General features: G+C 69.8%; 20 protein-coding genes. 9 read left to right on the top strand and 11 right to left on the bottom strand.

Annotation, left to right across the window (positions count from 1 at the left end; translation table 11 throughout):
- Window positions 1-19 precede the first annotated feature (19 nt).
- The gene (locus tag FB561_RS03600) at window positions 20-502 is read right to left on the bottom strand and encodes an RrF2 family transcriptional regulator (protein WP_238334631.1); all 483 of its coding nucleotides are present in this window, start codon (window positions 500-502) and stop codon (window positions 20-22) included.
- 95 nt (window positions 503-597) lie between these two features.
- On the opposite strand from FB561_RS03600, the gene FB561_RS03595 reads away from it, so the two are divergent.
- The 3 genes from FB561_RS03595 (at window position 598) to FB561_RS03585 (ending at window position 5,294) form a co-directional block, all read left to right on the top strand.
- Entirely contained in the window at window positions 598-2,754 is a 2,157-nt protein-coding gene (locus FB561_RS03595; RefSeq protein WP_145802975.1) for a bifunctional serine/threonine protein kinase/MFS transporter, read from the top strand.
- A 72-nt stretch (window positions 2,755-2,826) separates the two neighbouring features.
- Window positions 2,827-4,998 carry a bifunctional serine/threonine protein kinase/MFS transporter gene (locus FB561_RS03590; protein WP_145802973.1) on the top strand — a complete coding sequence of 724 codons (2,172 nt, stop codon included), beginning with the start codon at window positions 2,827-2,829 and terminating at the stop codon, window positions 4,996-4,998.
- Between the two features lie 50 nt (window positions 4,999-5,048).
- Window positions 5,049-5,294 carry a hypothetical protein gene (locus tag FB561_RS03585; RefSeq protein WP_145802971.1) on the top strand — a complete coding sequence of 82 codons (246 nt, stop codon included), beginning with the start codon at window positions 5,049-5,051 and terminating at the stop codon, window positions 5,292-5,294.
- Between the two features lie 197 nt (window positions 5,295-5,491).
- Here the strand turns inward: FB561_RS03585 and FB561_RS03580 are convergent, their stop codons facing one another.
- Both FB561_RS03580 and rarD read right to left on the bottom strand, forming a co-directional pair.
- On the bottom strand, window positions 5,492-7,558 hold the full coding sequence (locus FB561_RS03580) for a PhoX family protein (protein ID WP_145802969.1): 2,067 nt from the start codon (window positions 7,556-7,558) through the stop codon (window positions 5,492-5,494).
- A gap of 136 nt (window positions 7,559-7,694) precedes the next feature.
- Entirely contained in the window at window positions 7,695-8,603 is a 909-nt protein-coding gene (gene rarD / locus FB561_RS03575) for an EamA family transporter RarD (protein ID WP_145802967.1), read from the bottom strand.
- A gap of 127 nt (window positions 8,604-8,730) precedes the next feature.
- Between rarD and FB561_RS03570 the strand changes: the two genes are divergently transcribed.
- Window positions 8,731-9,483 (top strand): sugar phosphate isomerase/epimerase family protein, encoded by a 753-nt coding sequence (locus FB561_RS03570; RefSeq protein WP_145802965.1) that lies wholly within the window; start codon window positions 8,731-8,733, stop codon window positions 9,481-9,483.
- On the opposite strand, the gene FB561_RS37700 is transcribed toward FB561_RS03570, so the two are convergent.
- Window positions 9,484-10,887 carry a hypothetical protein gene (locus tag FB561_RS37700; RefSeq protein ID WP_170284567.1) on the bottom strand — a complete coding sequence of 468 codons (1,404 nt, stop codon included), beginning with the start codon at window positions 10,885-10,887 and terminating at the stop codon, window positions 9,484-9,486.
- Window positions 10,884-11,372, bottom strand: a complete 489-nt coding sequence (locus FB561_RS03560) for a SigE family RNA polymerase sigma factor (protein ID WP_238334630.1) — start codon at window positions 11,370-11,372, stop codon at window positions 10,884-10,886. The genes FB561_RS37700 and FB561_RS03560 overlap by 4 nt, the downstream gene beginning before the upstream one ends.
- A gap of 200 nt (window positions 11,373-11,572) precedes the next feature.
- Between FB561_RS03560 and FB561_RS03555 the strand changes: the two genes are divergently transcribed.
- Complete coding sequence (locus FB561_RS03555; protein WP_145802961.1) at window positions 11,573-12,340, top strand: D-Ala-D-Ala carboxypeptidase family metallohydrolase; 768 nt, start codon at window positions 11,573-11,575, stop codon at window positions 12,338-12,340.
- An 18-nt stretch (window positions 12,341-12,358) separates the two neighbouring features.
- On the opposite strand, the gene FB561_RS03550 is transcribed toward FB561_RS03555, so the two are convergent.
- Window positions 12,359-13,015, bottom strand: coding sequence for an HAD family hydrolase (locus FB561_RS03550; protein WP_145802959.1), 657 nt, complete (start codon window positions 13,013-13,015; stop codon window positions 12,359-12,361).
- A complete protein-coding gene (locus FB561_RS03545) occupies window positions 13,012-14,163 on the bottom strand; it encodes an alpha-hydroxy-acid oxidizing protein (protein WP_145802957.1) in 1,152 nt (383 codons plus the stop codon). Before FB561_RS03545 ends, FB561_RS03550 begins: the two co-directional genes overlap by 4 nt.
- A 103-nt stretch (window positions 14,164-14,266) precedes the next feature.
- Between FB561_RS03545 and FB561_RS03540 the strand changes: the two genes are divergently transcribed.
- The 4 genes from FB561_RS03540 to FB561_RS03525 all read left to right on the top strand — a co-directional run bounded on the left by FB561_RS03540 (window position 14,267) and on the right by FB561_RS03525 (window position 17,468).
- Complete coding sequence (locus tag FB561_RS03540; protein ID WP_145802955.1) at window positions 14,267-15,469, top strand: MFS transporter; 1,203 nt, start codon at window positions 14,267-14,269, stop codon at window positions 15,467-15,469.
- 72 nt (window positions 15,470-15,541) lie between these two features.
- On the top strand, window positions 15,542-16,789 hold the full coding sequence (locus FB561_RS03535; protein ID WP_145802953.1) for a DUF445 domain-containing protein: 1,248 nt from the start codon (window positions 15,542-15,544) through the stop codon (window positions 16,787-16,789).
- Between the two features lie 53 nt (window positions 16,790-16,842).
- On the top strand, window positions 16,843-17,091 hold the full coding sequence (locus FB561_RS03530; RefSeq protein WP_145802951.1) for a type II toxin-antitoxin system Phd/YefM family antitoxin: 249 nt from the start codon (window positions 16,843-16,845) through the stop codon (window positions 17,089-17,091).
- Complete coding sequence (locus FB561_RS03525; protein ID WP_145802949.1) at window positions 17,088-17,468, top strand: type II toxin-antitoxin system VapC family toxin; 381 nt, start codon at window positions 17,088-17,090, stop codon at window positions 17,466-17,468. The genes FB561_RS03530 and FB561_RS03525 overlap by 4 nt, the downstream gene beginning before the upstream one ends.
- A gap of 30 nt (window positions 17,469-17,498) precedes the next feature.
- On the opposite strand, the gene FB561_RS03520 is transcribed toward FB561_RS03525, so the two are convergent.
- The 4 genes from FB561_RS03520 to FB561_RS03505 form a co-directional block, all read right to left on the bottom strand.
- Entirely contained in the window at window positions 17,499-19,883 is a 2,385-nt protein-coding gene (locus FB561_RS03520) for an ATP-binding cassette domain-containing protein (RefSeq protein ID WP_145802947.1), read from the bottom strand.
- A gap of 90 nt (window positions 19,884-19,973) precedes the next feature.
- Complete coding sequence (locus tag FB561_RS03515; protein ID WP_145802945.1) at window positions 19,974-20,324, bottom strand: VOC family protein; 351 nt, start codon at window positions 20,322-20,324, stop codon at window positions 19,974-19,976.
- Window positions 20,325-20,496: 172 nt separating this feature from the next.
- Entirely contained in the window at window positions 20,497-21,576 is a 1,080-nt protein-coding gene (locus FB561_RS03510; RefSeq protein ID WP_145802943.1) for a 2-oxoacid:ferredoxin oxidoreductase subunit beta, read from the bottom strand.
- The gene (locus tag FB561_RS03505) at window positions 21,573-23,561 is read right to left on the bottom strand and encodes a 2-oxoacid:acceptor oxidoreductase subunit alpha (protein WP_238334629.1); all 1,989 of its coding nucleotides are present in this window, start codon (window positions 23,559-23,561) and stop codon (window positions 21,573-21,575) included. Before FB561_RS03505 ends, FB561_RS03510 begins: the two co-directional genes overlap by 4 nt.
- Window positions 23,562-23,759 lie beyond the last annotated feature (198 nt).

Raw genomic sequence — 23,759 nt, 5'->3', positions numbered from 1 at the left:
CGTGGTGAGGACGAAAGAGCTAGGACTTCAAGTTGGCGAACCAGGTCCGGGTGGACTCCGCCGCGTTCGGGTAGGTCCGCTCGACCTCGGCGACGATGTCGGCGATCGTCCGGCCGGCCAGCTCGCGCCGGTAGCCGAGCTCGGCCTGCCGCATCGCCTGCGAGATCACGCAGGTCTTCACGTAGTCCTGTTTCGGGTCGCCGTTCGGCCCGGAGCGCAGGATCTCGGTACAGCGGAAGGCCTCGTCCGGGCCATCGATCGCGACGACGATGTCGAGCAGGCTGATCCGCTCGATCGGCCGCGCGAGCTGGAACCCGCCCTTCGGCCCGGAGGTGGAGGAGAGGATGCCGGCCCGCGTGAGAGCCTGGAGCTGCTTGTTCAGGTAGGCCGTGGGAAGGTCGTAGAAGGCGGCGAGGCGCTTCGCGGTGACGGCCTCATCGGGGATCCAGTTGAGGTTCACGCAGCTGTGCATCGCCCACTCGACGCCCTCGTTCATCTTCATAACCTGGATATTAGACATCCAGAATAGGAAAAGCAAGACCGGGGGCGACACCCGCGTCCGGTCGGGGTGGAACCGTGCGCCACTAGGGTCATCGGGTGAACGAGCGCACGGTGGCGAACGGCCGGTACGTCCTCAGCGAGCCACCATTGGGGATCGGCGGGATGGGCACGGTCTGGAAGGCGTTCGACACGGTCCTGCACCGCGAGGTCGCCGTGAAGGAGCTACGGATCCCGGACGGCCTGAACCCGGCCGAGCGCGATCGGTTGCGCGAGCGGGCGTTGCGCGAGGCGCGGGCCGCCGCCGGTCTCGATCACCCCGGGATCGTCACGATCTATGACGTGGTGGACGAAGCGGGCCAGCCGTGGATCGTGATGCGGCTGCTGCCCGGCCGGTCGCTGGACCAGGCGGTTGCAGCGGACGGGCCGTTGAGTCCGCGACGCGCCGCGGAGCTCGGCATCCGGTTGCTCGAGGCCCTGACCGCGGCCCATGCGAAAGGCGTGCTGCACCGGGACGTGAAGCCGCAGAACGTGATGCTCGGTGGCGACGACCGCTGGATGCTCACCGACTTCGGGATCGCGTCGATCGCCGGCGCCACCCGGACGCTGACCGGTACCGGCATGGTGACCGGCACGCTCGGGTACGTCGCGCCCGAGCGGCTGTCCGGCGCTGAGTTCGGCCCGGCGGCGGACCTGTGGGCGGTGGGCGCAACGCTGTACTACGCGGTGGAGGGCCGGGGCGCCTTCGACCATGACGACATGCCGGCCATGATCGCCGCGGTGCTGACCCGCGATCCGGCCCCGCCGAAGCACGCCGGTCCGCTGGCGCCGATCATCGCGGGGCTGATGGAGCGCGACCCGGCCCGACGCTGGGATACCGACACGGCCTTACGGCACCTGCAGAACGTTGCCGGCGGCTACCCGACCTTCGAGCAGCCCACCGCGCGGATGGCGGGCCCCGACCAGCCGACCGAGCGCTTCGCCGGCGACGGCTCCACCCGAGTGATGCCACCCGGCGCTACCCCACCTGGCGCCAACTCGTCCGGGACTACCCCACCAGGCGCCAACTCGCCCGGTGCCACCCCGGGTGATCCTGCGGCCGAGCCGGTCGGGGAGTACGGCCGAAACCGTCGTGTGCTGCTCTGGCAAGGGTTTGTGCTGAACGCGGCGGTCGGGGCGATGCTGGCGCTGATCGTCGCCAGCCATCTCGACGGGCTGCCGATCGTCCGGCTCTCCGGCGGCGCGGTAGTGGCGCTCGTGGTCAGCGGTGGTATCGGCGTGGCACTGGCGCCTTTCGTGGCGGGCCGGCTGGGCACGTGGAGGACGCTTGGTGCGAGCGCACTGCTGATGGGCGAATCGCTCCTCGCTGCCGGTCTCATGACGGCACCGGGCAGCCTCCTCGTCCTCGGCGTCTTCTCCTGCCTGTCCATCGCGGCGTTCATGATGTGGCATCCGCTGGCTTATGCACAACATCGGCGGATGGGTGTTGCTCGCGCTTCCACGACCGCAATCTGGACCGGGTTCGTGGGGGCGGTCGTCGGCTTCGGGCTGAGCGGCGCCGTCTGTTGGTACCAGGCGAGGTACCCGCAGGAGCTCGACGGCAACTACATCGGCACGGTACTGGTGGGGGCCGGCGTCGCCGTGACGTTGGTCGCGCTCTGGGGAATTCGCGCCCTCCGGAAAGCGTCGGCGACCGAACCGCGGAGGCGGTGGGCGGCGGCCGCCACCACCGCCTGCGCACTCCTGGTCCCGGTGCTCGTCGGGGCTGTGGTTGCCGCTCGATCCCTCGACAGCCGGGACGACTTCACCACGGCCCCCGACATCTGCACCCCGAACATCGTGACGAAGGAGCGCATCGCCAAGGTCATGCCGGATCCGCCCAGCGTGGACAGGACTCTTGACCCCTCGAACATCGGTTGTCGCTGGTCGAAGACGGGCGACGACGCCGCCAGGCTGGACGTCTCCCTCAGCCAGTACGACGACTCCCGCGATGCCCATTCCAGCCTCAGCAGGGAGAGGTCGTCGGCGGAAAGCGAGAACGAGTCGGTCGTCGGGCTCGACCTCGGCGACGAAGCCATCCGTTGCAGCTTCGACGATTCGATCGACTCCGTGGACACTCGCGGTACCTCCGTCACCGTCCGCGTCGACAACCTCGTCCTGGAAGTCGGGTACGAGCGGGCGGAATCACTCGGCGCGCCCGCTCCGGACGCGTTGCAGGCGCTGGCCGCCGACCTGGTCGAGGAGATCAAGCGCTGAGACCGAGGACGACGGTGGCGTGACGACACGCGTTCGAGCCGAAGTGGAACCGTGCGCCACTAGGGTCGTCTGGTGAACGAGCGCACGGTGGCGAACGGCCGGTACGTCCTCAATGAGCCACCGTTGGGGATCGGCGGGATGGGAACCGTCTGGCGGGCCTTCGACACCGTGCTGCACCGCGAGGTCGCGGTGAAGGAACTGCGGATCCCGGCCGGCTTGAATCCGGCGGAGACCAATCGGATGCGCGAGCGGGCGTTGCGCGAGGCGCGGGCCGCCGCCGGTCTCGACCACCCCGGGATCGTCACGATTCACGACGTGGTGGACGAGGCCGGTTCGCCATGGATCGTGATGCGGCTGCTGCCGGGGCGGTCGCTCGACCAGACGATCCGCGCCGACGGGCCGATGAGTCCGCGGCGCGCCGCCGAACTCGGGGTCCGGTTGCTCGAGGCGCTGAAGGTCGCGCACGCCAGCGGCGTCCTGCATCGGGACGTGAAACCGCAGAACGTGATGCTCGGTGGCGACCACCGCTGGATGCTCACCGACTTCGGGATCGCGTCTGTCGCCGGCGCCACCCGCACCCTGACCGGTACCGGCATCGTCACCGGCACCCTTGGGTACGTCGCGCCCGAGCGACTCTCCGGCGCTGACCCCGGCCCGGCGGCGGATCTGTGGGCGGTGGGCGCGACGCTGTACTTCGCGGTGGAGGGCCACAACGCCTACGACTACGAGGATCTGCCGGCGATGATCGCTGCGGTTCTGACCCGGGATCCGGCGCCGCCGAGGCAAGCCGGTCCGCTGGCGCCGATCATCGCGGGCCTGATGGAACGCGACCCGGCGCAGCGTTGGGATGCGGACACGGCCCTGCAGCAATTGCAGAACGTTGCCGGGGGCTACCCGACTTTCGAGCAGCCCACTGCGCGGATGGCCGGCCCGGACCAGCCGACCGAGCGTTTCGGCCGAGGCGGCTCCACCCGGGTGATGCCACCCGGAGCCACCCCGCCCGGAGCCACCCCGCCCGGGCCGAAGGCGGCTGAGCACGCGCCGCCGCCAGACGGGCCGTACGACCCGCGCCACCCGGTACTGCGTGCGCTGCTTTGGCAGGGCGCCGCGTTGATCGGGGCATTCGGGGTGTTGTGCGGGCTGATCTCCTTCAGCCTGGCCGACGGGATGCCGCCATGGATCGCCGTGGTCTTGGTACTGGCGATCGTTCTCGGGGGCGGGATCGGTTCGCTCCTGGCTCCCGTCCTGGGGCGCTGGCTCGGCTGGTCCAGAACGCTCGGCATCAGTGTGCTGCTGATGGGCGAGTCGCTTGTCGCGGCCGGTCTCACCGTGGAGCCGGCCCGGCCGATCGGCGCCGCGATTCTCGCGGGCGTCGCGCTGGTGTCGTACATGGTGTGGAGCCGGACGGCCCGGGCGACGCGTCGGCGCCTGGTACCGGCGGACCGCCTCGGCCGGGCGACCACGGCCGTCCGAGGGGCCGGGGCCGCGGGGTTCGTGGTCGGCCTCGCGATCGGTGTCCTCGTCTGCTGGGGCGTGGAGGAGAACGGTCGGGAGTTCTTCGACGGCAACTACGTCATGGTGGCCCTCGTCGGCGCCGGCCTCATCGTCCTGCTGGCCGCTCTGCGCGGCATCATCGCCATCTGGCTCGCGACCTCCGGCGGCCCAGGCGAACCCCGCAAGCCCTGGGCCCCGGTGACGACGACAGCCGCCGCGCTGGTGATCCCGGCCCTGGTCGGAGGCCTGACCATCGTGCGCTACATCGAGGGCCGCGACGACTTCACCACCGTGCCCAACCTCTGTGAGTCGAAGGTCCTGACCACCAAGCGCATCGCCGAGCTCATCCCGGACCAGCGCTCACAGGACGGATACAAGGGCGAGGGCTCCTCCAGGTGCGAGTGGGAGCGGAGTGGCGACAGTGCCGCGGGAGTCGGAGCGTACCTCCGGATGTACGACAGCTCGCGCTCGGCGGCTCGCCGGATCGGTGGGGCGAAGTCGTCGGCGGAGAAGGACGACGAGACCGTGGCCACGGTCGATCTCGGCGACCAGGCCATCCGCCATGGCTTCGACGGCTCGATCGACTCCGAGGACACCCGCGGCGTCTCCCTCGTGGTCCGCATCGACAACCTCGTCCTGGAAGCCGACTTCGACCACGTCGAATCACTCGGCGACCCCGACCCGATCCCCCTGCAAACCCTGGTCACCGACCTGGTCCAGGAAATCGAAAACCAACGCCCGAACCGCTGAGCAAGATGCGGAGGATCTTCGTTGTCGGCCCGTGTCGCACGTACCGGTCGATGGCTTCGGCGGGCGGCAGCGTTCCGTACCCGGCGCTGCTGATCGGGGCGGGGGCGGCAGGTGCCGGCGGTGGGATCTGGGCGCTGGTCGCGGGCACTGAAGATCCCGACGCGTTCTGGAAAGGGGCGGGGGTGGGGATCGGGGTTTGCGTTGCCTGGTTGATCTACTCGATCGCGGTGGTCGGCGTACTGCGGCTTGCGGGCAAGGACCACACGAAGATCGCCCGGGAACGTCGAGCCGACTGAGGCACGCCGCACTGAACCGGTAGTACCACCTGCTGACTGGTGGCTTGTTGGCTCGCTGGCGTGTTGTAGGGCGCTATCGAGCAGATAAGCCGCCAGTCGCCGAGGGAGCGGTGTGGGTACCAGTGCCGTCCGGTTCCGGCACAGGCAGCGGAGGTGCGACGGAGGAGCCGCGTGGGCGGCTCCTCCGAAGTACTCGATCAGCTGCCGACCCGACCGCCGTCCTTGCGCCATACGCAGGCGATCGCCGGGCGCGGGTACTTGTCGGTGTGCGGCCACGTCGAGGCCGGCTTCTCGAAGGTGGCGTCGTCGGTCTCGCCCGGGTGCTGGACGGCGACGAAGGCGGTCTTGTCGTCCTCCGAGACCAGCGGCCCGCAGGCTTCGGCGCCGAAGGGGACAGAGAGGAACTGCTTGACCTGGCCGCGGTGCGGGCCGGCGACCGGGACGGTGAAGATGCCGTCGTTCGAGCCGAGGACGTTGCCGTCGGTGGAGATCCACAGGTTGCCCGAGCCGTCGAAGGCGACGTTGTCCGGGCAGGAGATCGGGCTCACCTTGGACTTGTCGTAGCCGCCGAAGTACGTCTCCTGGCCGGCCGGGTCGCCGCAGACCAGGAAGAGGGTCCAGAAGAAGCCGGTCTTGGCCGCGTCGTCGCCCTCCTCGGTGAGTTCGAGGACGTACCCGTTGCGGTTGCCGGCCTTCTCGGTCAGCGGGCTGCCGAGGGAGTCGCGGACGTGCGACCTGGCCAGCGGGTTCGCCTCGTCGACGGCGAACTTGCCACCGCGGTCGGAGTTGTTCGTCAGCGCGGCGTAGACGCGGCCGTTGATCGGGTTGCGCTCGACGTCCTCGGGCCGGTCCATCCGGGTCGGGCCGACCTTGTCGGCGGCGCTCCGGACGTTGATCAGGACGTCGGCGACCGACATGCCGTCGACGAACGACTTCGTGTGCGAGGTCAGCGGGATCCACTGGCCGGTGCCGTCGTACAGGCCGTCCTCGGCGCCGTCACCGGTGAACTTCGCGACGTACAGGGTGCCCTCGTCGAGCAGGCCGAAGTTGTTCCTGCGGTTGTCCTGGTCGTACTGGCCGGCCGAGACGAACTTGTAGATGTACTCGCCCTTCTCGTCGTCGCCGAGGTACACCGCGATCCGCCCGTCGGCGGTGAGCGTGGTGGTCGCGCCCTCGTGCTTCATCCGGCCGAGCATGGTCCGCTTCTTCGGCGCCGCCTTCGGGTCGTACGGGTCGACCTCGACCACCCAGCCGGCCCGGAACACCTCGGTCGGCGTCCTGGTCAGGTCGAACCGCGGCTCGACGGTGCTCCACTCGCGCTCCGACTTGGTCACCGTCGTCGGCACGCCGTACCGCTTGTAGCTGTCGACGTACTCCGCGGGCACGGTGCCGGTGACGTCGAAGTACCCGTTGAAGTTCTCCTCGCCGGACAGGATCGTGCCCCACGGGGTGACGCCGCCGGCGCAGTTCCCGAAGGTGCCGTAGGCAACCTTTCCGACGCGCTGGTCGGCCGCGGCCGGGCCGGTCACCTCGAACTTGGTGGTGGCGGTGATCCGGCGGTTGTACCGGCTGCCGTTCTTGTCCCGGCGCCAGTGCCCGCTCTTGCCGACGCGCTCGATCTGGACCACCGACATGCCGTGCGCGGCCAGGCCGATCTTGGCGATCGTCCTGGCGTCGTACTTGCCGGTCGGGAACATCAGGTACTCGTCGGTGTACTCGTGGTTGCAGACCAGCAACGCCTTCCGCTCGTCCTTGAGCGGCACGATCATCGTGTAGTCGTTGTTGTACCCGAACTGCTTGGCCTGCGCCTCCGGCGTCTGCCGGTGCACGTCGAACCGCGGCGCGCCGTACTCGACCGGGTCGCCCCAGCCGATGATGACGGCCTGCTCGTAGCCCTTCGGCACGACGAGGTCGTCCTTGCGGTTCGGCGGCACCACGCTGTGGGTGAGCTCGCCGCGCGGTCCGGCGAAGCCGGGGAACGCACCGTTGCCGCGGTCACCGCCCGAGGTGACGAGGTCGGCGGCGGCGGGCACGTTGGTGGCCAGGGTGGCGACACCGGCCGCGGCGACGCCGGCGGCCCCGACCTTCAGCATGCCGCGGCGGGAGAACGCCGAGCGCATGACGGTCTGGATGTGCTCGTTGCCCGAGGAGTTGGGCTCCGCGTGGTCGCACTGGTTGGCGCACTTCAGCGCACAGGTCCGGTAGGTGCGGGATCCGTGGCGGGTGCCGAGCTGGCTGATCAGCGGCAGGAACTTGGGGCTCACTTCGCGGTACTCCGGTTCTCGCGGTGGACGGTCAGCAGTCGCCGCGAGGCTAGGGAGCCGAAGTTGGGACGGAGTGAAGGTCAGGTGAACGTCACAAGGCTTAGGTTGACCTCAGTAGCCGGTCGCGCCGGGCCGGTCACACAGCGGAGGCGGCGACCTCGAGCGCCATCGTCCGCCGGCGCTGCCGCATCCCGTTCAGGGTGAAGATCACCAGCGCGATCCAGACCAGCCCGAACCCGGCCCAGCGCATCGGGGACATGGCCTCGTGGAAGACCAGGACCCCGGTCGCGAACTGCATGATCGGCGCGATGTAGTTGAGCAGGCCGAGCGTGGTCATCGACACCCGGGTCGCCGCGGCGCCGAACAGCAACAGCGGGACCGCGGTGATCGGACCGGTCAGCAGCACCAGCACCAGGTACCCGGTGCCGTGCTGGGTGACCGTCGTCTGGCCTTGGATGCCGAGCGCAACGATCACGCCGAGCGCGATCGGCGCGACGGTGGCCGACTCGATCGCCATTCCCTCGATCGCGCCGGCCCCGGCCTTCTTCTTGGCCAGCCCGTAGAACCCGAACGAGAAGGTCAGCAGGATCGCCACCCACGGCGGCCGGCCGTTCTCGATGGTGAGACCGACGACCGCGACGAAGGCGATGCCGAGCGCGGTCCACTGGGCCGCCCGGAGCCGTTCCTTCAGCACGAACACGCCGAGCAGCACGGTGAACAGCGGCGTGATGAAGTACCCGAGCGAGGTCTCGACGATCCGGTTGTGGTTGACGGCCCAGATGTAGGTACCCCAGTTCACCGAGATGAGGACCGAGGCGGCCATCAGCGACCAGCGGCGACGGGGATCCTTCAGCAGCGCCCGGAGGTAGCTCAAGCGGCTGAGGGCCACGGTGAGCAGGGCGACCGTGACCAGGGACCAGAGGATCCGGTGGGCCAGCAGTTCGAAGGCGCCGGACTGGTCGATGAGCTTCCAGTACAGCGGGAAGAGCCCCCAGAGAAGGTAGGCGCTGAATCCGTAGACGAACCCTCTCCGCTGCTCTGGCACATCTGGCAGTGTAAGTCTTGAGTCAGTGCCGTCCAATCCGTTTGCTCATGACGTGAGATCGGCGCGTGGGGCCGCGGTTCCGCTTTGGTCCGATGCGGTTGGATGGAGGGGACACAAGGAGGAATCCGTGGGTGTGAGGACCGGCCTGGTCTCGGTGACGTTCCGGCAACTGGCTGTCGAGGAGGTCGTCGACACCGCCGTGCGGACCGGGCTGTCCGCGATCGAGTGGGGCGGTGACGTGCACGTACCGCTCGGTGACCTGCCGGCCGCTCGCAAGGTCCGCGCGCTCTGCGAGGACCGCGGGATCGCGATCGCGGCGTACGGCTCGTACCTGCGGGCCGGCAGTGTGGACCGCGAGGAGATCCGTGCCGCGGTCACCACGGCGGCCGAGCTCGGGGCGCCCCGGATCCGGGTCTGGGCCGGGACGGTCGGGACCGCCGAGGCGGGCGTCGGCGACCGGATGGCGGTGACCCGGGGTCTCGGCGAGCTGGCCGACGTCGCGGCCGGGGCGGACATCGAGATCGCGATGGAGTTCCACCGCGGCACCCTGACCGACGAGGTCGACTCGACCATCACGTTGCTGCTCGACGTCGGCGCCCCGAACCTGAAGACGTACTGGCAGCCCCCGGTCGACGCCGACGACGCGACCTGTCTGGATCAACTGGAAGCGCTGATGCCGTGGCTGAGCACGGTCCACGTCTTCTCCTGGTGGCCGTCCAACCACCGGCTCCCGCTGACCGGTCGCGAGTCACTCTGGCGCCCGGTCCTGGCCCGGCTGGCCGCCGAACCCCGCGAGATCAACGCCCTGCTGGAGTTCGTGGTCGACGACTCGGTCGACCAGCTCACCAAGGACGCCGCCGACCTGCACGCCTGGCTGTAATCACTCCGGCAGGTAGACCGCGAGCACCAAGTGGCCCCTGGTGGGCTTACCCAGGACGAGTTCCAGTCGGACGGTGGTGCTCTCCGGGGCCGCCGGCCGCTTGTCGTTCGTCAGGCCGAAGCTGTCCGGTCCACCCTGGGTGGTGTGGGTGGTCTCGACGTCCTCCGAGACGACGTTCGCGCTGACGGTCTTGTCCGTGCCCAGGGCGGAGCTGCCGGACAGCAGCAGGTACTCCGTGTCGGCCGGCGTCTCGATCGTCACCTTGCGTGCGGTTGCGGCTGGTGCGGTGCGGAGCTGCTGGAGACGGTAGGTGCGCCCCTCGTACTCGACCACCTCGTCGACCGCGGCCTCGTCGACCGTCCGCTGTGCTCCCTTCTCGTACACCCCTACGCCGATCCGCGCCTGCGGAACGGAGATGTCCCGGCCGGTGCGATCGGTGAGCTTCGCGGTGACCTCGACGACCCGGCCCGCGGTCGCCACGTCGGGCAGGGTGGCCCCACCCGATCCGCCGGCATCCGTGGTCGTGGCCGAGCAGCCACTGATCCGTTCGACCCCGTCCACGCTGATGCGCAGGTCGTACCGGGGATCGAAGCCGAAGTCGTTCCCCGTGCAGAAGCCGCGGAGTGAGATCGGTTTGCCGGTCGCGGTGAAGCTGGTCGTCACCTGACTCTGCCCGCGGTCACCGATCACGGCTGTCGCCAGCCGGTCGCCGGCGATCCGGTCGCGGAACCGGAATCCGTCCCGGATGTGGTCGGCCGGGCCGGTCGGCAGCGGGGCGGGGTCCCTGCCGTCGACCTGGTAGATGCCCAGGGCAAGTTGCGCGGTCGCGTCCCGGAGCGGCTGGCCGGCTCCGTCGACCAACTGCGCGGTGACCTGGGCCTGTTCGCCGACCGGCGTGTCGAGCCACAGCGGGTCGTCCGCCATCGCGTACGAGCCGGTCCGGATCCAGTCGCCCGCGCCCTGACAGGTGCCTTCCGCCACCTTGTGGGCGTTCACCCGCACCCAGTACGACCGGGGGCTGCTCGCGGCCGACCTGCAGATCACGTAGAAGGCGGCCTTCGGCTGCGTGGGAGTCCAGGCGACGTCCAGCTGGTTCTGGCCGAGGTCGCCGATCCAGCCTTTCTCCAACCGGTCCGAGCTCTCCGTCCTGCGGAGTGTGATGCCGTCCTTCGTCAGGTCGGCCGGTGGTGTCTCGGCCGGTGCGGGCTCTGTGGTGGTGGTGAGGCCGGGGATCAGGCTGAGGGCGAGCGCGACGGCGGCGACGGTACCGGCGGCCAGGGCTGCGACTCGGCGTTGTTTGGTGCGACGGATCTTTCGCCGGACGGCGGGGAGCAGGTCGATCGGGCGCTCCTCGGTCGAGGTGGCGCGGGTGTGCAGTTCCTCGCGGAGGTCGGTGAGGTTCATCGCGGCGTCTCCTGGTCCACGAGGAGGGCGGGGTCGAGGCGGAGTTTGGCGAACGCCTTGCTGGTCTGGCTCTTCACGGTGCCGACCGTGCAGCCGAGCAACCGAGCGGTTTCCGCCTCGGTCAGGTCCTCGTAGTAGCGCAGGACGACGACCGCCCGCTGCCGGCGGGGGAGCCGCTGGAGGGCGTCCCACAGGTCGACGCGGTCCGGCGCCTCGTCCTCGGCGGACTCGGGCAGCTCCTCGGTCGGGCGCTCACCGTTCCAGCGGCGGCGCCACCAGCTCGCGTACGTGTTGACCATGATCTTGCGGACGTACGGTTCGGGGTCGCCGCCCTCGATCCGGGACCAGGCGAACCAGGCCTTCGCGAGGGCGGTCTGCACCAGGTCCTCGGCCAGCGCGTGGTCCTGGGTGAGCAGGTACGCCGTGCGCAGCAGTTTGCGGGACCGCGCCTGCACGAACGCGTCGAAGGTCTCCGCATCCGGCACCGCTCGCCCCGTTCCGCCGGCACGCAGAGTGAGCGTGCTGTCGTCGATGGTCACATCATGGCCGACCGGCTCGGGTACGGAGTTGGTTGCCTGTTGGGCGAAAAGTTTCTGCTGATCCCTGGCCAAACGGCAGATATTGGCGCGATCCTGGGTGAGGAAAGCGCGTACCGCCCCGACCGCGTCCCACCGGAGGTCCTCCGATGTCCCTTCGCACAGCACTGTCCAAACCCTGGCCCCGTCTGCTGGCCGTCCTGGCCGTGTTCGCGGCCATCCTCGGCACCACGGTCACCACCCAGGTCGTCACCGCCACGAAGGCGCACGCCGACGGCTGTTACACCTGGAACCGCACCCTCAGCGAGGGCACCAGCGGTGAAGACGTCCGGCAGTTGCAGATCCGCGTCGCCGGCTATCCCGGCTACGGCGCGCACCTGGCCAAGGACGGCATCTTCGGGCCCGCGACCAAGGCCGCGGTGACCCGGTTCCAGCAGGCTTACGGAATCGCCGCCAACGGCATCGCGAGCGACGCCACGTTCACCAAGATCTACGCGTTGCAGGACAACGACTGCACGCCGATCCACTTCACCTACGCCGAACTCGACGACGGCTGCGGCGGATCCGGGTACGACGGCGGACCGTTGTCCGAGGCAGCGACCCGCGCCAACGCCCTGCAGACCATGTGGCAGCTCGAAGCGATGCGGCACGCACTCGGCGACCAGCCGATCACCGTCTCCAGCGGATTCCGCAGCTATCCGTGCAACGAGGCGGTCGGCGGCGCCAGCGACAGCCAGCACCTGTACGGACGCTCGGCCGACCTGGTCGGGGTGCACTCGTTCTGCACGCTGGCCAAGCAGGCCCGCAACCACGGCTTCGGCGGCATCCTCGGCCCCGGCTTCCCGGGCCACAACGACCACACCCACCTCGACATCCGGACCAACAACTACTGGTCGGCCCCGTCCTGCGGGATCTGACCCCTCGTCGCGCTGCGCTCAGCTGGTACTACGGACCAGCTGGGCCAGCGTGACTCCCGCGGCCCGGTCGAGGTGTTCGGCCGAGAGACCCGCGGCCCTGGCGCCGAGCACGTCGAGGTCCAGGTTGTCGCCGATCATCAGCGTGTCGACCGGGTCCACGCCGAGCGCCTCGCAGGTGTCCAGGTAGGCCCGCGGATCCGGCTTGCTGCAGCCGAGCGTCTCGGTCGTGCAGACCACGTCCACCAGCTCGGCCAGACCGATCGCGGTCAGCTTCGCGTGCTGCTGGACCGTACTCCCGTTGGTCAGCACGCCGATCCGCCAACCGTTGCTCCGGGCAACCTCCAACGCGGGCCGGGCGTCCTCGAACGCGATCCAGCAGGCCCGGTACCGGTCGAGGTACCCGGTGAAGACCTCGTCCAGCCCCGCCTCGGTCGCGGGGACCGGCAACTCGAGGAACGGCAGGAACTCGCGCAACCGCTGCCGGCGCTGGCCCTGATGGGTGAGCCGGCCCGCCAGCCACTCGGGGTAGACGGCGTCCTCGATCGCGAACCAGCGGCCGAGCAGGTCGTCCGACCAGGTCACCCCGAGGGTAGGAACCCAGGAACGGAGCGCCCTGCTCGCGGAGGCGGTGTGGTCGAAGAGTGTGTCGTCGAGGTCGAAGACGATCGCCTTCACGCCGGCACCACCGAGTCCCGGTTGAGCTCGCGATGGTTCGCGTGCCCGGCCAGCGCCAGGGTGAGATCCAGCTCGGCCAGGAAACACCGCAACACGTGCTCGACGCCGGCCTGACCCGCGAGCGCGAGCCCGTACAGGAACGGCCGGCCGAGCAGGACCGCCTTCGCGCCGAGCGCGAGCGCCTTCGCGGCGTCGGCGCCGGTCCGGACCCCGGAGTCGAAGAGCACCGTGAGCTGCTCACCGACGGCGTCCGCGATCGCCGGCAGCGCGTCCAGGGCGGCGACCGCGCCGTCGACCTGGCGGCCGCCGTGGTTGGAGACGACGATTCCGTCGACCCCGTGCTCGGCGGCGAGCTTGGCGTCGTCGACGGAGGTGATCCCCTTCAGCGCGATCGGGCCGGTCCAGTTGTCCCGCAGGAACGACAGGTCGTCCCAGCTCAGCCCGACGTTCGGGAACATCTGCGCCCAGTGCATCACGGCCGCGGTCGGATCTTCGGCGATCGGCTTGGCCAGCTTCGCCTGGAAGGCCGGGTCGGTGAGGTAGTTCGCCAGCCCTTCGCCCTTGAGGAACGGCAGGAAGCCGCGGTCCAGGTCGGCCGGCCGCCAGCCGATCGTGCCGGTGTCGAGGGTGAGCACGAGGGTGGAGTACCCGTTGTCCTTGGCCCGTTGCAGGAAGCTCAGGCAGACGTCCCGGTCGGTCGGCCAGTACAGCTGGTACCACTTGCTGCCGGCCTCGATCTGCTCGAACGCGTGGCTCGCCTGGGTCGAGTGCGTGTACGTCAGGCCGAGCGCGTCCGCCGCCCGCGCGGTCGCCAGCTCGCCCTCGGGATGCGCGAGCGTCTGGACACCGACCGGCGCGACCAGGACGGGGGCCGGCATCTTCGTCCCGAGCACGGTGCAGGACAGATCGCGCTCGGTGGAGCCGCGCAACATCCGCGGCACCAGCCGCCAGCGGTCGAAGGCGGCCAGGTTCGCGCGCGCCGTCGCCCCGCTGCCCGCACTGGGCACGATGTACCCCATCGCCTCGGCGCTGAGACTCGCCGCCGCCTGCACCTCGAGCCGGGACAGGTCCGTGGTGATCTCCGGCCGCACGTCCTGGAACATGCCCTGCACGTAGATCCCGAGCTGGTGATCCCCGAAGTTGGCCATGCCGGATGCTTTCACGCGGCCCGCGACCGCACCAGCCGCGACCTTGCGCCGCGGATTCGGAGCCGGCCTGTAGTTGATGTGACAATCAGGCGTGACATCTTCGATGACTCCTGACAAACGGACCGCCTCGCGGCACGTCGGGCTGGCCCTGCTGGCGCTGGCGACCGGCGGATTCGCGATCGGGACCACCGAGTTCGTCACGATGGGCCTGCTGCCGGAGATCGCCGACGGGGTCGGCATCTCCATCCCGACCGCGGGACACATCGTCTCGGCGTACGCGATCGGTGTCGTGGTCGGGGCGCCGGTGATCGCGGCGCTCGGGGCGCGGACCGGGCGGAAGCGGTTGCTGCTCGGGTTGATGGGCGTCTTCGTGCTCGGCAACGTGCTGTCGGCCGTTGCCAACAGCTACGAACTGCTGATGGCGGCCCGATTCGTCTCCGGCCTGCCGCACGGCGCGTTCTTCGGGATCGGCGCCGTCGTCGGCGCCTCGCTGGTGCCGGCGAACCGGCGGGCCTGGGCGGTCTCGATGATCATGGTCGGCCTGCCGATCGCGAACATCGTCGGTGTCCCGGCGACCACCCTGCTCGGCCAGCAACTCGGCTGGCAGCTGCCGTTCCTGCTGGTCGGCGGACTCGGCCTGCTCACCCTGGTCGCGGTGTACTTCTGGGTCGCCCCGCAGCCGGTCGGCAGCGAGGTGAACGCCCGCAGCGAGCTCAGCGCGCTGGCCCGGCCGCAGGTCTGGATGGCGCTGCTGGTCGGCATGGTCGGCTTCGGCGGCATGTTCGCCACCTACTCCTACATCACCCCGACGATGACCGAGCTGGCCGGCTTCAGCCCGGCCGCGGTGACGATCGTGCTGGCCGTCTACGGCGTCGGCATGACCGGCGGCACCCTGGTCGGCGGCCGCCTCGCCGACCGCGCGTTGATGCCCAGCCTGTACGGCGGGCTGGTGGCCGTCACCCTCGTCCTCGGGGTGTTCGGCTGGCTGGCGCAGAGCAAGCCGGGGGCGCTGATCGGGGTGTTCGCGATGGGCTTCTCGGCGAGCATCCTGATCCCGGCCCTGCAGACCCGGCTGATGGACGTCGCGCACGAGGGCCAGGCACTCGCCGCCTCGCTGAACCACTCCACGCTGAACGTGGCGAACGCGCTCGGCGCCTGGCTCGGCAGCGTCGTCCTCGCCGCGGGGTACGGGTACCAGTGGCCGAGCCGGGTCGGGGCCGCGCTCGCGGTCGCCGGGCTCGTCCTCGCCGTCGTCTCCGGGCTGATGGACCGCCGGACCGAACGCCTCGTCGCCACCAACGCCTGAACTCCGCCGGACCACGGGGCGCGCGGCCCGCGGTACCGGGCGTCGTCACCAGGGAGTTGGTTGAATCGGACCATGGCGACGATGACGTTGAGCGCGGCGGACGTGGTCCGGCGTCGAGGGCTGCGGCAGATGCGAGGAGTGGCGCTTTCGCTGCTGCTGCTCGCGGCGGTCATCTATGTGATCACGTTGCACCGCGACGGCGGCTGGGGGTACGTGAACGCGGCCGCGGAGGCGGCGATGGTAGGTGCGCTGGCGGACTGGTTCGCGGTGACGGCGTTGTTCCGGCACCCGCTCGGACTGCCGATCCCGCACACCGCGATCGTGCCGACCCGCAAGGACAGCCTGGCCGAGAGCCTGGAGCAGTTCGTCACCGAGAACTTCCTCTCCGAGGAGGTGGTCGCGACGAAGATGCGGTCCGCCGAGGTGAGCCGCCGGGCCGGTGAGTGGCTCGCCGCCGGCACCCACGCCGAGCGGATCGTCGCGGAGGGCGCCCGGACCGTCGGTGCCGTCCTGCCGAAGGTCGGTGACGCGGACGTGACCGCGTTCGTGGGCGGCTCGCTGCTGCCCCGGTTCGCCGAGGAACCGCTGAGCCCGATCGCCGGTCACTTCCTCCAGTCCGTGGTCGACGACGGCGCCCACCACGCGCTGTTCGACCTGGTCGTGGTCGAGGCGCACGACTGGGTCCGGGACAACCGCGACACCCTCGCCGACGTGATCGGACCGCGCGCGCCGCGCTGGTCCCCGCGCTGGGTGGACTCGCTGGTGATCGACCGGATCCACCGCGAGATGTTCACCTGGCTGACCGACGTCCGCGACAACCAGGAGCACTCGGCCCGTCAGGCTGTGGACCGGCTGCTCGCCCAGTTCGCCGACGACCTGCAGCACGACCCGGCGATGATGGAGCGCTTCGAGGCCTTCAAGCGCCGGATGCTCGCCCACCCCGACCTGGCCCCCAGCCTCACCGCGGTCTGGGACGCCGTCCGGATCGCCCTGATCGACGCGATCGCCGACCCGCGGAGCACCCTGCAGACCCGGGTCGCCCAGGCCATCAAGGACCTCGGCAAGCGCCTGCAGACCGACGACGACCTCAGGGCCAAGGTGGACGCCCGCGCCGCCGAGGCCGTCGGCTACGTCATCCGTACCTACGGCCGCGAGATCGTCTCGGTCATCTCCGACACCATCGAACGCTGGGACGGCCGCGAAGCCGCCGCCAGGATCGAACTCCACGTCGGCCGCGACCTCCAGTTCATCCGCATCAACGGCACCGTCGTCGGCGCCCTGGTAGGCCTCGTCATCCACACCCTCAGCCAACTCCTCTGACCCCGCTCGACGATCCCTGGAGTCCAGGTAGCACATGTGCTACTTTCGGAGCCATGGACGCCCTGGGACTACGGGAACTGCGGCAGAACGCGAGTGATCTGGTCCGCCGTGCCGAGGCCGGCGAGCACCTGGTGATCACCGTGTCCGGCCGTCCGGCCGCCGTGCTCGGACCGCCGGAACGGGACCAGTGGCGCCGGTACGAGGAGGTCGCCGACGTCCTCAGCCCACGGCCGGACGCGGAGTGGGAGACCGATCGTGAACTGGTCGACCAGGATCTGGCCGATCCCTGGGAGCGCCGGTGAGGGCACTGCTCGATACCGGCATCCTGATCGAGGGCCTGGACGAGCCCGTCGATGCCGAGCTCGCGATCAGCACGGTCAGCCTGGCCGAGTTGCACTTCGGGGTCCTGGTCGCGAAGTCGACGGAGATCCGCGCGGCCCGGTTGCGCCGGCTGTCCGCCATCGAGCGCGCGTTCGAGGCGCTGCCCGTCACCGACGCGGTCGCCCGGACGTACGGCAGTATCGCGGCGACCGTGAGCGCGGCCGGTCGGCAGCCGCGCGCACGGGCGTTCGACCTGTTGATCGCGGCGACCGCCGCCACCCACGAGGCCGCGCTCTACACCCGTAACCCCAAGGATTTCCAAGGCCTCCAGGACTACCTGGAGGTCATCGCCGTCTGAGCCCGGCGAGAGCTCGGACGGCGACCTGCCTTACTGGCCGACGTAGTCGGCGAGGTGTTGGCCGGTGAGGGTCGCGCGGGACTTGACCAGGTCGGTGGGGGTGCCTTCGAAGACGATGCGGCCGCCGTCGTGGCCGGCACCCGGGCCGAGGTCGATCAGCCAGTCGGCGTGGGCCATCACGGCCTGGTGGTGCTCGATCACGATGACCGACCTGCCGGCGTCGACGAGGCGGTCGAGGAGACCGAGGAGTTGCTCGACGTCGGCCAGGTGCAGACCGGTCGTCGGCTCGTCGAGGATGTAGACGTCGCCCTTCTCGGCCATCTGGGTGGCCAGCTTCAGCCGCTGCCGCTCACCGCCGGACAGCGTGGTCAGCGGCTGCCCCAGCGACAGGTACCCGAGACCGACGTCCTCCAGCCGGTCCAGGATCTTGTGTGCCGCCGGCGTCCGCGCCTCGCCTTCTTCGAAGAACACCTCCGCCTCGGTCACCGACATCGCCAGCACCTCGGCGATGTTCCGGCCGCCGAGCGTGTACTCCAGGACCGAGGCCTGGAACCGCTTGCCGTCGCACTCCTCACAGGTGGACTCGACGGTCGCCATCACGCCCAGGTCGGTGTAGATCACCCCGGCGCCGTTGCAGGTCGGGCAGGCGCCCTCGGAGTTCGAGCTGAACAGGGCCGGCTTCACCCCGTTGGCCTTCGCGAACGCCTTCCGGATCGGGTCCAGCAGCCCGGTGTACGTCGCCGGGTTGCTCCGCCGCGAACCGCGGATCGCGCCCTGGTCGATGACCACGACGCCTTCGCGCCCGGCCACCGAGCCGTGGATCAGCGAGCTCTTCCCCGAACCGGCGACCCCGGTCAGGACGCAGAGCACGCCGAGCGGGATGTCCACGTCGACGCCCTGCAGGTTGTGCGTGGTCGCGCCGCGGACCTCGAGCGCGCCGGCGGGCGTCCGTACCTCGTCCTTCAGCTCGGCCCGGTCGTCCAGGTGCCGGCCGGTGATGGTGTCGCTCTTGCGCAGCCCGTCCACGGTGCCCTCGAAACAGACCGTGCCACCGCCCGATCCCGCGCCCGGACCGAGGTCGACGACGTGGTCGCCGATCGCGATCGTCTCGGGCTTGTGCTCGACCACGAGCACGGTGTTGCCCTTGTCCCGCAGCTGCAGCAGCAGGTTGTTCATCCGCTCGATGTCGTGCGGGTGCAGCCCGATCGTGGGCTCGTCAAAGACGTACGTGACGTCGGTGAGCGACGATCCCAGGTGCCGGATCATCTTCGTCCGCTGCGCCTCACCACCGGACAGCGTGCCGGCTGGCCGGTCCAGCGAGAGGTACCCGAGGCCTATCTCGGCGAACGAGTCGAGCAGGTGCTGCAGCCCCGCGAGCAACGGCGCCACCGACGGCTCGTCCAGGTCGCGGACCCACTCGGCCAGGTCGCTGATCTGCATCGTGCAGACCTCGGCGATGTTCTTGCCGTTGATCTTCGACGACAACGCTTCCTGGCTGAGCCTGGTCCCGCCGCACTCGGGGCAGCTCGTGAACGTCACCGCCCGCTCCACGAACGCCCGGATGTGCGGCTGCATCGCGTCGACGTCCTTGCTCAGGAAGGACTTCTGGATCTGCGGGATCAGCCCCGAGTACGTCAGGTTGATGCCCTCGACCTTGATCTTGGTCGGCTCCCGGTAGAGCAGGTCGTGCATCTCCTTCTTGGTGTACTTGCGGATCGGCTTGTCCGGGTCGAAGTACCCGGCGCCGCGGAAGATCCGGCCGTACCAGCCCTCCATGCTGTACCCGGGGATGGTCAGCGCGTCCTCGTTCAGGGACAGGCTGTCGTCGTACAGCGCGGTCAGGTCGAAATCGGTGACCGAGCCCATCCCCTCGCACCGCGGGCACATCCCGCCGAGCCGGTGGAAGGTCGCCTTCTCCGCCTTCGTCTTGCCGCCGCGCTCGACCGTGATCGCGCCGCTGGCCTTCACCGACGGGACGTTGAACGAGTACGCGTTCGGGGAGCCGATGTGCGGCTTGCCGAGCCGGCTGAACAGGATCCGCAGCATCGCGTTCGCGTCGGTCGCGGTGCCGACGGTGGAGCGCGGGTTCGACCCCATCCGCTCCTGGTCCACGATGATCGCGGTGGTCAACCCGTCCAGCAGGTCCACCTCGGGCCGGGCCAGCGTCGGCATGAAGCCCTGCACGAACGCGCTGTACGTCTCGTTGATCATCCGCTGCGACTCCGCGGCGATCGTCGCGAACACGAGCGAACTCTTGCCGGAGCCGGAGACGCCGGTGAAGACGGTCAGCCGGCGCTTCGGCAGGTCGACGCTGACATCCTTGAGATTGTTCACGCGCGCGCCCTGCACGCGGATCAGGTCGTGGCTGTCGGCGACGTGCTGCCCCCGCGCCTGCGTGTCCGTCTTCCTGGCCATGCTCATCCCGTCCCCATCTGTTCACACTGGGTCGCGAGTGCGATCCCCATCGGTCCTGCCTGGCTCAATCTAACCGTGCCGGGTCCTTCCTCAGCTGTCCTGCAGCAGCCCGAGGACGTTGCCGTCGGCGTCGGTCACGGTGGCGACCAGCCGGCCGCCGCCGACGTCACGCGGGGAGTCCTTCAGGGTCGCGCCCGCGGCGGTCACCTCGGCGATCTTCGCCTCGATGTCGGTGACGTGCCAGTACGCCACCGGCGAGGCCATCTCCTGCGGCCCGCCGTTCGGGACCAGGCCGATCTGCTGGCCGCCGGTCTGGTAGCCGACGTAGTACTCGCTGTCCGCCTGCGGCTCGATGCCGAGCAGCGCGGTGTACGTCGCCTTGGCCTTGGCCAGGTCGGAGACGGGGTGCAGGACGGTCTGGATACCCAGGGTTTCGGTCATGGTCTTACTCCTGAAGCTGGGGCCCGCCGCGGTCGGCGGGCTCGATGACTTCAAGCTATGCGGGGCGTACCGGCCCGTGCTTCTCGATTCCTGATCGATCGCGTTCGGCCCCCGGAAACGCGAAAGGAGGAGCCACGCGAGTGCGCGGCTCCTCCTCCCGGTGCTGCTCTGACTAGTCGATCGTCCAGGTGTCGGCGCCGGTGACCAGCTGCTGCAGGTCGCCCTCGCCCTGGGCCTCACGCGAGGTCTCCACCTGCTGGCGGACCAGGTCGTCGTACGCCGGCCGCTCCACCGAGCGGAAGATCCCGATCGGGGCCCGGTGCAGGACGCCGCCGTCGGTCAGCCGGGACAGCGCGAACGCGTACGCCGGGTCGTCGGCGTGCGCGTCGTGCACGACCAGGTCGGCCTCGCCGTTCGGCAGGTCGGCCACCTCGCGGACCGCGAGCGAGGCGAACCCGTCCCGGACCACGCCGAGCCGGCCGTCGGTCCCGAACCGGATCGGCTCCCCGTGGGTGAGCGGGATGATCGCGTCGTCCCGGGTCTCGGGGTTCTTGAAGGCGTCGAACGCGTTGTCGTTGAAGATCGGGCAGTTCTGGTAGATCTCCACGAACGAGGTGCCGCGGTGCGCCGCCGCCTGCCGCAGCACCTCGGTCAGGTGCTTGCGGTCGGAGTCGACGGTGCGGGCCACGAAGGTCGCCTCCGCGCCGAGCGCCAGCGAGACCGGGTTGAACGGGTTGTCGACCGAGCCCATCGGGGTGGACTTGGTCACCTTGCCCGGCTCCGACGTCGGCGAGTACTGGCCCTTGGTCAGGCCGTAGATCCGGTTGTTGAACAGCAGGATCTTCAGGTTCACGTTGCGGCGGAGCGTGTGGATCAGGTGGTTGCCGCCGATCGACAGCGCGTCGCCGTCACCGGTGACCACCCAGACGCTCAGGTCCGGCCGCGCCACCGCGAGCCCGGTCGCGATCGCCGGCGCGCGGCCGTGGATCGAGTGCATGCCGTACGTCGACAGGTAGTACGGGAACCGGGACGAGCAGCCGATCCCGGAGACCATCGCCACGTTCTCGCGCTTGATCCCGAGCTCGGGCAGGAACCCCTGGAACGCCGCCAGCACGGCGTAGTCGCCGCAGCCGGGGCACCACCGGACCTCCTGGTCCGACACGTACTCCTTGCGGTTCTGCGGTTCGGCCGCGGCCGGGACGCCGCGCAGTCCGCCCGGCAGGCTCGGCAGGCCGAGATCGACCGTGCTCATCGTGCTCCCTCCGACTGGTGCTGGTGGCCGTTCAGGTCAGCGGCGAGGGCCTCGCCGTGCTTCAGGTTGGCGGCGGCGGACCCGAGCCCGCGGGCGTCGTCGTCGATCCCGGCGGTCTCCTCGACCAGGTTGCCGATCACCTCGGCGAGCTCCGCGGCGCCCAGCGGCATGCCGCGAACCTGGGCGTACGAGACGACGTCGACCAGGTACTTCGAGCGCAGCAGCATCGCCAGCTGGCCCAGGTTCATCTCCGGGACCAGGACCTTGTCGTAGCGCTTCAGGACGTCGCCGAGGTTCGGCGGGAACGGGTTCAGGTGCCGCAGGTGCGCCTGTGCCACCTTGCCGCCGACCTTCCGGACCCGGCGGACGCCGGCCCCGATCGGCCCGTACGTCGAACCCCAGCCGAGGACCAGGACCTTCGCCTCGCCGTCCGGGTCGTCCACGACGACCGGGTCGATGCTGCGCGCGATCCCGTCGACCTTGGCCTGCCGGGTCCGGATCATCAGGTCGTGGTTGGCCGGGTCGTAGGAGATGTTCCCGGTCTTGTCCTCCTTCTCCAGCCCACCGATCCGGTGGTCCAGCCCGGCCGTGCCCGGAATCGCCCAGGCGCGGGCCAGCGTCTCCGGGTCGCGCAGGTACGGGAGGTACTTCGGCTGTCCGTCGTCGCCGACCGCGTTCGGCTCGGTGGTGAAGTTCGGGTCGATGGTCGGCAGGTCCTCGATCACCGGGATCTGCCACGGCTCGGACCCGTTCGCCAGGTACCCGTCGGAGAGCACGATCACCGGGGTGCGGTACGTGACCGCGATCCGGGTCGCCTCGACCGCGATCGCGAAACAGTCCGCGGGGGACTGGGCCGCGAGCACCGGCAGCGGGGCCTCGCCGTTGCGGCCGAACATCACCTGCAACAGGTCGGCCTGCTCGGTCTTGGTCGGCATCCCGGTGGACGGGCCGGCCCGCTGGATGTCGCAGACCACCAGCGGCAGCTCGAGCATCACGCCGAGGCCGATCGTCTCGGACTTCAGGCTGATCCCCGGCCCGGACGAGGTGGTCACGCCGAGGGCGCCGCCGAACGACGCGCCCAGCGCCGCCCCGACGCCGGCGATCTCGTCCTCGGCCTGGATCGTGGTGACGTCGAACCGCTTGAGCTTGGACAGCTCGTGCAGGACGTCGGAGGCCGGCGTGATCGGGTACGCGCCCAGTACCAGCGGCAGCCCCGACCGCTGGGCGCCCGCCACCAGGCCGTACGCCAGCGCGAGGTTGCCGGAGATGTTGCGGTACGTACCGGTGGCCATCGCGGCCGGCTTCACCTCGTACCGGACCGAGAACTCCTCCGCGGTCTCGCCGAAGTTGTAGCCGGCCCGGAACGCCGCGATGTTCGCGTCCCGGATGTCCGGCTTGCCGGCGAACTTGGTCTCCAAGAACGTGATCGTCGAGTCGACCGGCCGCTGGAACAGCCAGGACACCAGGCCGAGCGCGTACATGTTCTTCGCCCGGGACGCGTCCTTGCGGGACAGCCCGAACTCCTTGACCGACTCCACCGTCATCCCGGTCAGGTTCAGCCCGACGACGTGGTACCCGTCGAGTTCGCCGGTCTCCAGCGGGTTCTCGTCGTACCCGATCCGCTTCAGGTTGCGCGCGGTGAAGTCGGCGGTGTCGACGATCAGGGTCGCGCCGCGCGGGACGTCGCGCAGGTTCGCCTTGAGCGCGGCCGGGTTCATCGCGATCAGCACGTCGGGCGCGTCACCCGGCGTGAGGATGTCGTGATCGGCGAAGTGGAGCTGGAAGGAAGAGACCCCCGGCAGGGTTCCGGCTGGTGCCCGGATCTCGGCCGGAAAGTTGGGCAGCGTCGACAGATCGTTGCCGAACGATGCCGTTTCCGCTGTGAACCTGTCCCCCGTGAGCTGCATCCCGTCGCCGGAGTCGCCGGCGAAGCGGATCACCACGCGGTCGAGCTGCTTGACCTCGATGGTCACTGTTCTGTTCATCTCCAAGTCGAGCTTGGGCCGGCCGGGCGTCGGGTGGACGTCAGGCCGATCCCCCCAGTCAGGGCGATAACCCCAATATTAGTTCGCCCTTAGTACGGAACCATGCGGAAGCCCTGGAGGTCCACAGCCTGGGACGGGGACGTGGAACCAGGCGGGTCAACCTTCCAGTGTGACGGTCCGGAGTCGCTCGCTTGCCTT

It is taken from the genome of Kribbella amoyensis, from assembly GCF_007828865.1.
Taxonomy (GTDB): domain Bacteria; phylum Actinomycetota; class Actinomycetes; order Propionibacteriales; family Kribbellaceae; genus Kribbella; species Kribbella amoyensis.
The sequence above is the reverse complement of the archived record's forward strand: the minus strand, read 5'-3'. Positions and strand labels throughout refer to the sequence as shown.

What these genes read in the sequence shown, in the direction of transcription:
- FB561_RS03530 (WP_145802951.1), top strand. Translation starts at nt 16,843, where the DNA reads ATGGACGCCCTGGGACTACGGGAACTGCGGCAGAACGCGAGTGATCTG.
- FB561_RS03555 (WP_145802961.1), top strand. Translation starts at nt 11,573, where the DNA reads ATGTCCCTTCGCACAGCACTGTCCAAACCCTGGCCCCGTCTGCTGGCC.
- FB561_RS03505 (WP_238334629.1), bottom strand. Translation starts at nt 23,561, where the DNA reads ATGAACAGAACAGTGACCATCGAGGTCAAGCAGCTCGACCGCGTGGTG.
- FB561_RS03540 (WP_145802955.1), top strand. Translation starts at nt 14,267, where the DNA reads ATGACTCCTGACAAACGGACCGCCTCGCGGCACGTCGGGCTGGCCCTG.
- FB561_RS03520 (WP_145802947.1), bottom strand. Translation starts at nt 19,883, where the DNA reads ATGGCCAGGAAGACGGACACGCAGGCGCGGGGGCAGCACGTCGCCGAC.
- FB561_RS03600 (WP_238334631.1), bottom strand. Translation starts at nt 502, where the DNA reads ATGAAGATGAACGAGGGCGTCGAGTGGGCGATGCACAGCTGCGTGAAC.
- FB561_RS03545 (WP_145802957.1), bottom strand. Translation starts at nt 14,163, where the DNA reads ATGGCCAACTTCGGGGATCACCAGCTCGGGATCTACGTGCAGGGCATG.
- FB561_RS03510 (WP_145802943.1), bottom strand. Translation starts at nt 21,576, where the DNA reads ATGAGCACGGTCGATCTCGGCCTGCCGAGCCTGCCGGGCGGACTGCGC.
- FB561_RS03535 (WP_145802953.1), top strand. Translation starts at nt 15,542, where the DNA reads ATGGCGACGATGACGTTGAGCGCGGCGGACGTGGTCCGGCGTCGAGGG.
- FB561_RS37700 (WP_170284567.1), bottom strand. Translation starts at nt 10,887, where the DNA reads ATGAACCTCACCGACCTCCGCGAGGAACTGCACACCCGCGCCACCTCG.
- FB561_RS03515 (WP_145802945.1), bottom strand. Translation starts at nt 20,324, where the DNA reads ATGACCGAAACCCTGGGTATCCAGACCGTCCTGCACCCCGTCTCCGAC.
- FB561_RS03585 (WP_145802971.1), top strand. Translation starts at nt 5,049, where the DNA reads ATGGCTTCGGCGGGCGGCAGCGTTCCGTACCCGGCGCTGCTGATCGGG.